Annotated in this window: 9 protein-coding genes and 1 tRNA gene; 3 read left to right on the top strand and 7 right to left on the bottom strand. The window is 67.9% G+C overall.

The features are described from left to right. The first annotated feature begins 242 nt into the window (after window positions 1-242). The 3 genes from lon to HNP73_RS10650 all read left to right on the top strand — a co-directional run bounded on the left by lon (window position 243) and on the right by HNP73_RS10650 (window position 3373). The gene (lon, locus tag HNP73_RS10660) at window positions 243-2651 is read left to right on the top strand and encodes an endopeptidase La (RefSeq protein WP_184148702.1); all 2409 of its coding nucleotides are present in this window, start codon (window positions 243-245) and stop codon (window positions 2649-2651) included. A 175-nt stretch (window positions 2652-2826) separates the two neighbouring features. Continuing rightward, entirely contained in the window at window positions 2827-3234 is a 408-nt protein-coding gene (locus HNP73_RS10655) for a DUF805 domain-containing protein (RefSeq protein ID WP_184148699.1), read from the top strand. A 64-nt stretch (window positions 3235-3298) separates the two neighbouring features. Beyond that, window positions 3299-3373 (top strand) — tRNA-Val (locus HNP73_RS10650). A 55-nt stretch (window positions 3374-3428) separates the two neighbouring features. On the opposite strand, the gene HNP73_RS10645 is transcribed toward HNP73_RS10650, so the two are convergent. The 7 genes from HNP73_RS10645 to HNP73_RS10615 form a co-directional block, all read right to left on the bottom strand. Then, window positions 3429-3635 carry a hypothetical protein gene (locus tag HNP73_RS10645; RefSeq protein ID WP_184148696.1) on the bottom strand — a complete coding sequence of 69 codons (207 nt, stop codon included), beginning with the start codon at window positions 3633-3635 and terminating at the stop codon, window positions 3429-3431. Next, complete coding sequence (locus HNP73_RS10640; RefSeq protein WP_184148693.1) at window positions 3632-4990, bottom strand: TROVE domain-containing protein; 1359 nt, start codon at window positions 4988-4990, stop codon at window positions 3632-3634. Before HNP73_RS10640 ends, HNP73_RS10645 begins: the two co-directional genes overlap by 4 nt. Before the next feature lie 288 nt (window positions 4991-5278). Then, a complete protein-coding gene (locus HNP73_RS10635) occupies window positions 5279-5596 on the bottom strand; it encodes a phosphoribosyl-ATP diphosphatase (protein ID WP_184148690.1) in 318 nt (105 codons plus the stop codon). Next, the gene (gene hisF / locus HNP73_RS10630; protein ID WP_184148688.1) at window positions 5593-6354 is read right to left on the bottom strand and encodes an imidazole glycerol phosphate synthase subunit HisF; all 762 of its coding nucleotides are present in this window, start codon (window positions 6352-6354) and stop codon (window positions 5593-5595) included. Before hisF ends, HNP73_RS10635 begins: the two co-directional genes overlap by 4 nt. A gap of 10 nt (window positions 6355-6364) precedes the next feature. Further along, window positions 6365-7087, bottom strand: coding sequence for a 1-(5-phosphoribosyl)-5-[(5-phosphoribosylamino)methylideneamino]imidazole-4-carboxamide isomerase (hisA, locus tag HNP73_RS10625; RefSeq protein ID WP_184148686.1), 723 nt, complete (start codon window positions 7085-7087; stop codon window positions 6365-6367). An 88-nt stretch (window positions 7088-7175) separates the two neighbouring features. Next, window positions 7176-7931: an SHOCT domain-containing protein gene (locus HNP73_RS10620; RefSeq protein WP_184148684.1), complete on the bottom strand. Its 756-nt coding sequence runs from the start codon at window positions 7929-7931 to the stop codon at window positions 7176-7178. Between the two features lie 76 nt (window positions 7932-8007). Continuing rightward, the gene (locus tag HNP73_RS10615) at window positions 8008-12720 is read right to left on the bottom strand and encodes a N,N-dimethylformamidase beta subunit family domain-containing protein (protein WP_246399720.1); all 4713 of its coding nucleotides are present in this window, start codon (window positions 12718-12720) and stop codon (window positions 8008-8010) included. Window positions 12721-12945: the final 225 nt, after the last annotated feature.

The following is a 12945-nucleotide window of genomic DNA, read 5'->3' as shown; positions in this document are numbered from 1 at the left end:
CCGCGGCGCCGGAGGAGGAGCGCCGGAGTCCGCGCAGGCCCGACGTTTCCCGCTCCCGCGCAGCAATGGGCGATCGTGCCAGTCCAAGGATGGCGCTTCGATGACGCCTTGCACCCCCCTCGGGGGCACCGCAAACTCCGACTTGAAACGCCGCACCCGCGGCGCCATTTGTTCGCAAAGGAAACGCCCACGTCGCCGAAGCGGTCGGGGCCGGGCGCTTTGCCAGAAAGGATAATAAGTCCATGACAGACCAGAGCAGTTCGCCCACCTATCCCGTCCTTCCGCTGCGCGACATCGTGGTCTTTCCGCATATGATCGTGCCGCTCTTCGTGGGCCGCGAGAAGTCCGTGCGCGCCCTCGAAGCGGTGATGAAGGACGACAAGCAGATCCTCCTCGCGAGCCAGAAGGACGCCTCGGAGGACGAGCCCAATGCCGACGGCATCTATCGCACCGGCGTTCTCGCGAACGTCCTGCAGCTCCTGAAGCTGCCCGACGGCACCGTGAAGGTGCTGGTCGAGGGCAAGGCGCGGGTGCTGATCGAGCGGTTCGCCGACAACGAAGACTATTTCGAGGCCGAGGCCCACACGATCGAGGAGACGGAGAAGGATCCGGACGCGATCAAGGCCCTCGTGCGCGCCGTCTCCGAAGAGTTCGAGCGTTACGCCAAGCTCAACCGGAACATCCCGGAGGAGGCCGTCTCCGCCGTGGGAGAGGCGATGCCCGCCTCGAAGCTCGCCGACACCGTCGCCGGCCACATCGGCCCGAAGCTCGAGGACAAGCAGAAGCTCCTCGAGGAAGCCGACGTGGGTGAGCGGCTGGAAGCGATCTACGGCCTGATGCAGGGCGAGATGTCGGTCCTGAAGGTCGAGAAGAAGATCAAGAGCCGCGTCAAGACGCAGATGGAGCGCACCCAGCGCGAATACTATCTGAACGAGCAGATGAAGGCGATCCAGCGCGAGCTGGGCGGCGAGGAAGGTGGTCAGGACGATGCCTCGGAGTTCGAGGAGCGCATCGGCAAGACCAGGCTCTCGAAGGAGGCCAAGGACAAGGCGCTGGCGGAAGTGAAGAAGCTCCGCTCCATGTCGCCGATGTCCGCCGAGGCCACCGTCGTGCGCAACTACCTCGACTGGATGCTCTCGATCCCGTGGGGCAAGAAGTCGCGGATCCGCAAGGATCTCGGCCATGCGGAAGCCGTGCTCGACGCCGACCACTACGGCCTCGAGAAGGTCAAGGAGCGGATCATCGAGTTCCTCGCGGTGCAGTCGCGCAGCGACAAGCTCAAGGGCCCGATCCTCTGCCTCGTCGGACCTCCCGGCGTCGGCAAGACCTCGCTCGGCAAGTCGGTCGCGCGGGCGACGGGACGTGAGTTCATCCGTATCTCGCTCGGCGGTGTCCGGGACGAGGCGGAGATCCGCGGCCACCGGCGGACCTACATCGGCTCGATGCCCGGCAAGATCATCCAGTCGATGAAGAAGGCGAAGACGGTCAACCCGCTGATCCTGCTCGACGAGATCGACAAGATGGGTCAGGACTTCCGGGGCGATCCGGCGTCCGCCATGCTTGAGGTGCTCGACCCGGAGCAGAACGCGACCTTCATGGATCACTACCTGGAGGTGGAGTACGACCTGTCTCAGGTGATGTTCATCACCACGGCCAACAGCTACAACATGCCGCGGCCGCTCCTCGACCGAATGGAGATCATCTCGATCTCCGGCTACACCGAGGACGAGAAGGTCGGCATCGCGCGGCAGCATCTGATCGGCAAGCAGGAGAAGGGCCACGGCCTGAAGTCTGCGGAGTTCGAGCTGACCGACGGCGCCCTGCGCGACATCGTGCGGTACTATACCCGCGAAGCCGGCGTGCGGAACCTCGAGCGCGAGATCGCGAAGCTCTGCCGCAAGGCGGTGACCGAGATCGTCAAGGGCAAGTCGACGAAGGTCACCGTGACCCCGGAGAACCTCGAGGAGTTCCTCGGTGTGCGCCGGTTCAAGTACGGCCTCGCGGAGACGTCCGATCAGGTTGGCGCCGTGACCGGTCTGGCCTGGACGGAAGTGGGGGGCGACCTCCTCTCGATCGAGGCGCTGCGTCTGCCCGGCAAGGGGCGGATGAAGACGACCGGCAAGCTCGGCGACGTGATGAAGGAGTCGATCGACGCGGCGTCGTCCTTCGTGCGCTCCAAGGCGCCGGAGCTCGGCCTGAAGCCGACGATGTTCGAGGCGACCGACATCCACGTGCACGTCCCCGAGGGCGCGACGCCCAAGGACGGCCCGTCGGCGGGCATCGCGATGGTGACGTCCATCGTCTCGGTACTGACCGGCATCCCGGTCCGCCGCGACGTGGCAATGACCGGCGAGGTGACGCTGCGCGGCAATGTGCTGCCGATCGGCGGACTGAAGGAGAAGCTGCTGGCCGCGCTCCGCGGCGGCATCACCACGGTGATGATCCCGAGCGACAACGTGAAGGATCTGCGGGACATTCCCGACACCGTGAAGCAGGGGATGGCGATCATCCCGGTGTCGTCGGTGATGGACGTGCTGAGGAACGCGCTGGTCAGGATGCCCGAGCCGATCGAGTGGAACGAGGCGATGGAGGCAGAGGCAGCAGCCGCTGCCCGGGCCGCCGCCGCAGCCCCGAGCGCCGCGGCGCACTGACCTGAACGAGAGAAAGCCCCGGCTCCGGCCGGGGCTTTTGCTTTTGCGGGCCTCTTCAGGCACCGGGACATGGCCGCTCCGGCCTCGCGCGGTGCTTAACCATCAATGCACACCGGCATTCTGGATCACCCCGGCCTCGGGCATGGTGGTGGAGTTCCGTGTCCCGAGGTGTGCCATGTCCAAGCCGGTGTTCGACGACATCCTTCGCGCCAGAGGACGCCGCAACCGGTTGAGCTACATCCTCTTCTTCCTTGCGTGCCTGACGCTGCTATTCGCAGTCACCGTCCTCTTCGTGCTCGTCGGGACCATCGCGAGCGAGGATGTGGGAACGTTCGTTGCGATCATCTGGCTGGTCGGGATTCTCCCGCTCGCATGGGCGAGCCTCGCCGTCACTGCGCAGCGCTGCCGTGACCTCGGCTGGAGCGGCTGGCTGGCGATCCTCGGGCTCGTGCCTTACGTCGGCTTCGTCTTCCACCTCGCGCTTGCCGTCCTGCCCGGCACCGTCGGTGCGAACCGCTACGGACCCGATCCGATCTCCCGCCCGGCGACCAGTCACGCGCGCCTTCACCCCCGCCCGAGCTGACGGAAAAATCCGCTCCGGCGGCCCTTGATGTGCCCGCCGATTGCCGCTATCAGGCGCTCCGGAAGGGCGATTAGCTCAGCGGTAGAGCGCTTCGTTCACATCGAAGATGTCGCAAGTTCGATCCTTGCATCGCCCACCATCCCTTCCAGACAAAACGAGGCTGAGCACGTCCCCGCTGCGTCGGTCAGGACCGCTCACCCGTTCCCGCGCTCATCCGGCGGTCCGTGCCGGAGCCAGCAGTCGACGGCGGCGGCGACGGGTCCGGGAACGGCGATCTGGCCGCTCAGCCAGCGCGAGACCGACGAGTCCTCGGACCTGAGGGCGCGGGCGAGCCGCGCCTTCCAGCCGCGCTCCGGGCCGAACAAGCGGAGTCCGGCCTGGCGGAGTTCCTCCGCCGTCATGCGCGCTCGAACGCGCCGATCCAGCGCAGGACGGTCTCGCTGAACCCGTCGATGTGGGTCCAGCGGCCATAGCCGACGCCATGGCGCGCCGAGGCGACGTTGATGACGTAGGCGTGCCGGGCGACGGGCTCGGGCACCGGGTCCTCGCTCTGCTCGTCGGTGATGACGATCAGCCGGTCATGCGGGATGGCGTTCGCCTCCAGCACCGCCTGCCCCAGCATCGTGCCGCCGTGGAACTGCGACGTGTCGATCGCATCGACACCGGCCATGCCGAGCCGCGGCGGAACCTCCACGAGAATCGGCTTCCCGTTCCAGATGTCCTCCCGGTACCGGGCGTTTCCCGACGCGAACGAGAACACGCGGCGCTCGCCGTGGATGACAGAGGCGAGCGTCGCCGCTGCATCGAGGCGTGTCAGGTCGGAGCGCAGCGACAGGGGCACCTCCATCGACCCCGACACGTCCACCAGAACCACGGTCCGGCCCGGCAGCACCGGCGATTCGAGCACGGCCTCCGACAGCGCCTCGTCGAGCGCCGGCTCCATCTGCGGACAGGCCCGCGCCGCCGCCACATAGCGGAAGGGCAGCACGTTCTGCGCACCACGGCGGGCAATGATCGCCTCCCGCATCAGGCCCGGATCCACGCCCGCCTCCGCCATGTTGCGCAGATTGCGGAGCAACGCGAGGTAGCCAAGCTTCCGCTCCTCCAGCAGCCGGGTGAAGGTCTCGCGCTTGTCCGCACCACCCGAGAGCGCCACCTCCCAGGTGTCGGGCACCGGCAGCGACCGCTCGACCGCCGCCTTCCAGAGCGCCGATTGCGCCGCATCGGCCGGGCGGGGCCGGGCGAGGCGGATCACGTCGCGGATCTTCACGGCGGCGTCCCGGTCATACTTGGCGAGCTGGTAGGCGTCGAACTTGCCGAGCGCCCGCGCGAGACCGAGGCGGACCTGCTTGGTCAGAACGCCCTTCGCCTTCAGGCCCCCGGGCAAGACGCCCTTGCGCGCCGCATGGATCGTGAGGAACTCGCCCATCTCGTCGGCTCGCGCGATGGTTTCGGCAATCGCGTCCGCGACCATCCGGCCATGACCGGTCTCGGCAAGGACGGACAGGAGCAGGAGCGGCGCGTGGCGGAGCTTCGCCTCCACGCGCACCTCGACCGCCAGCGCGGCGAGATCGGCCGCCGGCACCGCCGCCGCGAGGCGCGCGATCCGGCCGGCGATCTCCTCGCCGTCCTCGTAGAATTCCCGCTCCCAGAGCAGGCAGGACATGACCGACCGGCGCAGCGCCTGCATCGGGGTCAGGGGCGCGGCGCGGCCGCCCTCGTGGGTGGCGAAGCCGGCAGCAGTGTTCAGTCGCATCTTCGGCTCCTTTGGAGAAGCCGTGGCCGTCCACATCGGAGCGCCGGGGGAATGAGGCGAGACCGGCACGTAGGCGCTCTGCAGTTGATGCGAAGTAACCGATCCCTACGGCCACCCGGCGCTCCGATGTGCTCGGGAAAGAGGCGGGTGCGGTTTGCGATTCGAATCGAAGGAACCGCGCCCTACGGCCACGAGCACACGCATCATGTGCCACGTCTTCCTGCAATATGCAAGAACTGTCTGAGGCGCGCGAGCACGACCGCGTCGGGCCTGCCGGGCGCCCTGCCGTCAGCGCGGGCGGCTCGCCTTCTCCGCGATCCCCGAGCGCCCCTCGCGCCGTTCGAGCTCCGTGAGCACCGCGTCCCAGGGCACGCCGGCGGCCTTCAGCATGACCTGAAGGTGATAGAGCACGTCGGCGGCTTCGTGGGTCAGCCCCGCCGCATCGCCCGAGGCCGCCGCGACGATCGCCTCGACGGCCTCCTCCCCGAACTTCTCGGCGCATTTCCCCCGGCCCTTCGCGAGCATCGCCGCGGTGTGCGAACTCGCCGGGTCGGCACCCGCCCGCGCCTCGACCGTCGCCCAGAGCCGCGCCAGAACCTCGCTCATGTCAGCCTCACCGGAATGCCCGCCGCCGCCATCGCCGCCTTGGCCTCGCCGATGGAGAATTGCCCGAAGTGAAAGATCGACGCCGCGAGCACCGCCGAGGCGTGGCCCTCGGTCACGCCCTCGACCAGATGCTCGAGCGACCCCACGCCGCCGCTGGCGATCACCGGGATCGGGACGGCGTCGGCGATCGCCCGGGTCAGGGGGAGGTTGTATCCGGCCCGCGTGCCGTCGCGATCCATCGAGGTGAGCAGGATCTCCCCTGCCCCGCGCCGCGCCATCTCGCGGGCAAAGGCGACCGCGTCAATGCCGGTCTCCCGCGTGCCGCCGTGGGTGAAGATCTCCCACCGCCCCGGCGCCACGGTCTTTGCGTCGATCGCCACGGTGATGCACTGCGCGCCGAACTTCTCGGCCGCATGGCCGATCACGTCGGGGTTCGCCACTGCGGCGGTGTTGAAGCTCACCTTGTCGGCACCGGCCAGCAACAGCGCGCGCACATCCTCGGGCGTCCGCACGCCACCGCCGACGGTCAGCGGCATGAAGCACTGCTCCGCCGTCCGGCGCGCGAGGTCGAGCAGCGTGCCGCGGTTCTCCTGGCTCGCCGCGATGTCGAGAAAGCAGAGCTCGTCCGCCCCCGCCGCGTCATAGGCCCGCGCCGCCTCGACCGGATCACCGGCATCGATCAGATCGACGAAGTTCACGCCCTTGACGACGCGGCCCTCCTTGACGTCGAGGCAGGGGATCACCCGGACCTTCAGCATCCCGTCCCCCTCACGCCGCCAGAAACCGGACGGCTTCCCGCAGGTCGAGCCGGCCCTCGTAGAGCGCGCGCCCCGAGATCGCCCCATCGAGCGGCGCACCGCTCTCCTTCAATGCCCGTAGGTCGTCGAGCGACGAGACGCCGCCACTCGCGATCACCGGGATCGAGACCGCGCGCGCCAGCGCCGCGGTCGCCGCCACATTCGGGCCCTGCATCGCGCCGTCCCGGTCGATATCGGTGTAGATGATCGCCGCGACGCCCGCGTCCTCGAAGCGGCGCGCGAGATCGGTCGCCGTCACGTCCGAGGTCTCCGCCCAGCCCTCGACGGCCACCATGCCGTCCCTCGCATCGATCCCCACCGCCACCCGGCCGGGATTGGCCCGCGCGGCCTCGCGGACGAGACCGGGGTCGCGCAGAGCCACGGTGCCGAGGATCACCCGCGCCACGCCAGCCTCCAGCCAACCCTCGATCGCCGCGCGATCGCGGATGCCGCCACCCAGCTGCACCGGGACCGCCACCGCCCCGAGGATCGCGCTCACCGCGTCGCCGTTGACCGGGCGCCCGGCGAAGGCGCCGTTCAGGTCGACGATATGCAGCCACTCGCAGCCCGCCGCGGCGAACGCCCGGGCCTGCGCCGCGGGGTCGTCGCCGAACACGGTCGCAGCCTGCATGTCGCCGCGCAGCAGCCGCACGCACTGGCCGTCCTTCAGGTCGATGGCGGGATAGAGGATCATGGGCTCGATTCCGGGATTTGTCGCGCGTCTGATAGCCCGGCCTCGGGGTGAATGCAAAACGCGTCCGCATCCGCGATCCGCACCCCCGTCAGAGCCGGGCGAGGAGTTCCGCCTTCTTTTTCGCGAACTCCCCGTCCGTCAGGATGCCTCGCGCATGAAGATCCGCGAGCCGCTCGATCAGGACGACCGGGTCGGCCAACCGCGTTGGCGCCGCCGGGGCTCCGCGCCTCCCAGCCTCCTCAGCCGTCGGCGCGCCGGCACCCGTGCTGGCCCCCCGCGGTTCGACGACTGGACGGTCATCCGGGCAGTCACCGGCACTGACCGATCCGGACCGGCCGGTGACGCTCCGCGGCGTGCCATCGGAACGCGACACACCTCCGGTCGCGGGCTCACCGACGCAATGAGCCGTCATCGCCTCCCCCCGAGCCACCGCAAGCCGGCGACGGCCCGGAAAGACCGCGTAGCGCAGGTCGTTCTGCGCACCGCTGGCCGACGCCACTCCTGGCCAGGTCGGCCAGCCGCTGCCCACACCTCCGCCGATCTTCGGATCCGAGCGCGGCGCCTCCGGTTCTGCGAGACCGGGCAGGGTCACGAGGGGAGCGAGTTCGCGGCAGAGCGCATCGACGCGCGCCTTGAGATCGGTGTCGAGCATGTCGCCCGTGATGACCGAGCCGTCGCGCGCCCACTGCCCCACGCCGCCGAGCTCCGGCACATCAAACCGCGCCCGCTCACCGGCGCCCCCGCGCAGGGCCTCGAGGACATGTCCGGCTGTCTCGGGTGTGACGCCGTGCCGTGCAGCGATCTCCGCCAGACGCGCCCGCGCTGCCTCGCTCAGCCCTGACATGGATGCCCCCCGCGATGCGTCCTGTCCGCCTGCTCACAGACGTAGCACGCAACCGCGAGGCGCACAGGGGGGCACTTCAGCTGAAGATGAAATCCTCCTGTCCGAACGACAGTGTCGAGACCCCGGCCAGCCGGATCGTACCGTGCCCGCCGATCTCGGAGAGATCAATGAGCGCCCCGAGCGCGTCGAAGCTCACGGCCTGAGCGAGATACGTGGTCTCCGAATAGCCCCGGAGATTGATCACGTCGTTGCCGCTCGCGTCGAAGTCGGTGATCAGGTCGTCTCCCGACACGTCGCCGGAATGGAAGAGGAACGTGTCATTCCCCGAACCACCGGTCAGGGTGTCGTTGCCGGTGCCGCCCGCGAGGGTGTCCCAGCCGTAGTGGCCGTTGATGCGCGCGACGTTGACGAGGTCGACCTTCGAGAAGTCGAGCAGGTTCGCGCCGCTCGTGCCCTGAATGCCGGCGCCCTGGCCATCGATCGTCTCGATCCCGGAAATCCGGCTCGAGTGCTCGATGGTGACGGCCCCGCCGGCCGGGTTGATGACGATGCGGTCCTGGCCCTCTCCGCCATCCATCAGGTCCCTTTGGGCATTATTGCCGCGGATCATGATGGTGTCGTTGCCGGCCCCGCCCCGCACGGTATCGATGCCACTCCCGCCGTCGAGCGTGTCCGCGCTGGCACTCCCGACCAGACTGTCGTTGCCGGCGAGACCATGGACACCGGTGAGGCCCGTCACCGTCTCGAAGCCGGCGAGGCTGAGGACGTCGGAGTAGGACGTGCCCTGCAGACCCCTGCCTGAGCCGTCGAGGATTTCGACGCCGCTGACGCCGCTCAGCGTGCTCACCACCAGATTGGAGGACCCGTCGATCTTCAGCGTATCGGTGCCAGTGCCGCCGGCGATCGTGTCACCCTGCATCTCGGTCGTGCGCACCAGGATGAGATCGTTGCCGGCACCACCGTCGATCCGGTCCCTGCCGGTACCGCCGTCGAGCGTGTCGTTGCCGCCGTTGCCGAGCAAGGTGTCGTCGCTTTGCAGGCCGCGGATCAGGTCATTGCCGGCGGTCCCGGTGAGGGAGTTCCGCCAGTAGTTGCCGGTCAGGACCAGCCCCGCCTCATCACGGCCCTCGATGACGATCGTCGCGGTATTGGCCACGCCCGCATGCTGGCCATCGGTGATCGCGTAGCTGATGGTCACGGTCTCCGACTGGCCGCCGGCAAGATCACCGAACTGGCCGGGATTGAGCGTGAGGACGCCCGCCGCCGAAACCGTGAAGGCCACGGTCCGGCTGCTGTTGGACGACGTGACGGCAACCGGCCCCGCCAGGCTCAACGTGTCGCCGTCGGGATCGCTCGCGCCTGCGAGCAGATTGATCGCCACGGCGGCGGCATCCTCGTTCGTCGCAGGCGCGACGATGGAAGCGATCCTCGGCGCACCGTTCAGGCTCTGCCGGAAGGTGACATCCACCCAGTAGTTCGTCGAGCCATAGGCCATGGTCGGAAACGAGCCCGGCCCCGCCGAGAATACGCCGGCGAGCCCCGAAAGCACGCCGTCGTTGCTCGGGTGCTCCGTGCCGAACCAGCCGCCGGTATAGGCGTAGTTGTCGGTGGTCCCGTAGGAGACGACGTAAGTGGTGTTCGCCGAAAGCCCGATCGCCGTCGCCAGCGTCGCCGTCTGCCAGCCGGTGGCGCCGACAGCCGAGGTGATGGTCGCCTGCCCGAGTCTCTCGCCGCTCGCGGTCCAGAGCGTGAGCGTGCGGGTATCGCTGTCGTTGGCGTCCGCGGCGCCGCGGAAATAGCGAAGTTCGGTGACGTGGCCCGAGGCGTTCGACTGGAACCGCATCCCGAGCTCATAGTCGGTCGGGTCGCCCGTCTCGACCGTCGTGGGCGCCGCGCCAGCCTGGAACGCGTGCGAGATGTACCCCCGTTCGTCGACGTCGGTGACACCGATCGTCAGAGCCTTTGTCACCGCGGCGGCAATGCCGTCGCTGGCGGTCACCCTCACCTGGTAGAGGTTGTCGCCATTGGCATCCATCGGCAGCTCGAAATTCGGCGTCTGGATGAAGGAGAGCTGGCCCGTCTGGGCGTTGATCTTGAACCGGGCCGCGTCGGCGCCGCCGCTGATCCCGTAGGTGATCGCGTTGCCGTCCGCGTCCGTCGCGGTCACGAGGCCGACGCTCGCGCGGTTTTCCGCCACGGTGAAGCTCACCGGCGACGTGATCTCCGGCGCATGATTGGTTGCCGGATCGGCCGGATCGAAGGTGAGATCCACCCAGTAGTTCGACGACGCCCAGCTCGCATTCGGCATGCCTGTGCCATAGCCATAGACGCCGTTGCCGCCACCGGTGCCGCTCATCGGTGAGCGGACGACGCCGTAGGGGCCCCAGAACGAGTCGTTGTCGAGCCCGTCGAACGCCTGCTCACGATCCGCCCCGAAGAAGCCGTTCGAAGCCACGTAGTTGTCGGCTGTGCGATAGGAGACGATGTATTCCACGCCAGCCTGCAGCGCGACAGGCGTGGCGAGCGTTGCGGTCTGCCAGCCGGCGTCGCCCGCCGACGACTTGAACTGGACCGTGCCGAGAAGCGTCCCGTCGGCGCGCCAGAGGTGCCCTTCCCGGACGTCGGTGTCGCCGGCGTCGAGGCTCGAGCGCCAGTACTTCAGTTCCGTCACCTGACCCGCCTGGTCAACGCTGAAGCGCATGCCGAGCTCGACCGCCGCACCGTCGTTGTGCAGCGTCGCGGCGTCGCTCTTCGGCGCCGTGCCGTTGAAGAAGCTGTAGTAATCGGGCGCGCCGACCGCGAGGGTCTGGCGATCCGAGACAATGCTCGAGATGTTGAGACTGTCGTCAATCGCGCGGGCAAGCACGGTGTAGTTGCCCTCGCTCGCCGGCTGCCAGGTGTAGCTCCAGGTCGCCCAACCGTCGGTGGTGCTCGCCACCCGCCACGTGGTCCCTCCGTCGACCGAGACCTCGACCACCGCGACCTTGCCGTCCCGGGTCTGGGCGTTGTGGTCGTCATCGGTCGCGGTGCCGGTGATCGTCACCGGCGACAGCGCGGCGAGGTGCCCCTGGGACTCGTCGATGGAGGCGGTCGCCGCCACGTGATCATCCGACGCGCTCGCCCGCTTCAGCCCCTGGGAGATCAGCATCGCGTCGGTGACGCCCGGCTGGATCCCCATGTCGGCGAACATGTTGATGGTGAACTGCTGCAGGTCGGTATTCTCGATCTGCGCGCCGTAGGGCGAGCTGTCGTGCATGTCGCTCAGGCCCCAGCTCCAGAAGGTGGTGCCGGCGCCGAAGACCAGGGAACCGCTCTCGGTGCGGTAGAGCGACAGGTTGTGGGTGGCCATGCCGGGGGAGATGTTGTTGCCTTGGTCGATCAGGATGCCGTCCCACGGGATCGTCGTGCCCGAAAGCTTGACGAGGCCGGCGGGCCGAAGCAGATCATCGGGCGAGGTGTCCCACTCGTAGCCAAGGATACCGGGCGCGATGTCGAGCTTGCCGCCGTTCGCGACGGTGGTATCCCGCCAGACCCGGAGACCGGCGTATTCCGCCGGGACATCGAGCGCGCCGCCGAACTGGCCGGTGCCGTCCGGCCCGAAGAGCTGGCCGGTCAGCGCGTTCTCGCCGCAGTGGCAATAGGGGCAGAGCCCGGTGATCGGATCGACGTCGGCCGGGTTGCCGCCACCGGCGAGCGGATTGCCGTGGAAACGGACATCGCGCCAGGTGCCGGTCCAGATATCGCTGGGATCGAGGTTGTAATAGTCCTCCGGCCCCGCGTTCGGGTCGGCGACCGCGAGGGTTTCCTTGTAGCAGACGAGCGTGCGGTACTCGGTGCCGTCGGCGCTGATCGAGGTCTCCCAGCGGGTCTTCCAGTAGACTTCGTTGCCGCTCCAGAAGAGCAGGTTCACGCCTGCGTCGCGCGCCGCCTCGACGTTGGCGCGCTGGCCCCCGGACCAGTACTCGTCATGGCCGACGGAGAGGAAGGCCTTGTAGTTCTCGAGATAGGACGCGCCCAGCCGATCGGTATCGACGCCGGAGATGTAGGAGACGTCGTAGCCGTTCTTTTCGAGCCAGTGGATCGCGGCATAGTCCGCGCCAAAGAGATAGTCCTGCGGCCCGGACGCGGTGCTCTCGCCGGTGTCCGTGATGAGCGGGCGATTGTAGCTGACAGCGTAGGCGCGGTCCTGCGAATGGGCTCCAGCCCCCTCGATCGGGTCCCAGTCGACCCGGCCGCTCGGATCGCCGTAGAGGTTGGCGCCCACATGGCCGTTGTTGCCGCCCCAGCCGTTGTAGGCCTGCCAGGTGGTGTCGGAGGTCTGCAGCACGATGTCGTGCTTCTCGCCGTCATTGCGGACGATGAACGGGATCTGGTTGACCGCGCCGTCGATCGCGTTGCCGTTGGCATCGAGCCGCTGCAACCTCGCGAGGTAGACGCCCGAGACCGCGTCGTCGGGCACCTGCCAGCTGTCGGTCACCGACCAGTTGCCGGCGTCCACCATCCCGCGGGTCGCGTCATAGAGCGCGTCCACCTGCACGGTGGCGTTGGTGTTGGTCCACTCGGCAACCTCGCGGGCGCCATCGCCGCCGTAGTAGCCGAGGCGAAATATCTCAACCTTGTAATCGCTGCCAGCAACGTCGTTGACGTTGATCTTGAAGTCCACCCGCGTCCCTGCATTGACGCTCATGTCGGTGGCAAAGCCCTCGATCCGGTTGCTGTGCTCGACATCCCAATAGGACTTCGGAGCACGCCCCTCGATGATGGCATTCTCGTCAACGATCTTGTTCAAAGTACCACACTCCCCCACTCGCTCGAGCAGGGCGGCGGCTCCCTCAAACCGCAATGGCGACAAACCCGGCCGCCATCAGACCCTGCTACTCTCTAACGGGAGTAGTTAAATATTATTCACGTCCAATGTCAAAATAAATCTACGCATATTCGCGTCATTTACTATAGTAATTATTAACTATACTTGTGAACGTGCAAAATGCACCGGAGGCCAGTGCATTCGCCG

It is taken from the genome of Amaricoccus macauensis, from assembly GCF_014201905.1.
Taxonomy (GTDB): domain Bacteria; phylum Pseudomonadota; class Alphaproteobacteria; order Rhodobacterales; family Rhodobacteraceae; genus Amaricoccus; species Amaricoccus macauensis.
The sequence above is the reverse complement of the archived record's forward strand: the minus strand, read 5'-3'. Positions and strand labels throughout refer to the sequence as shown.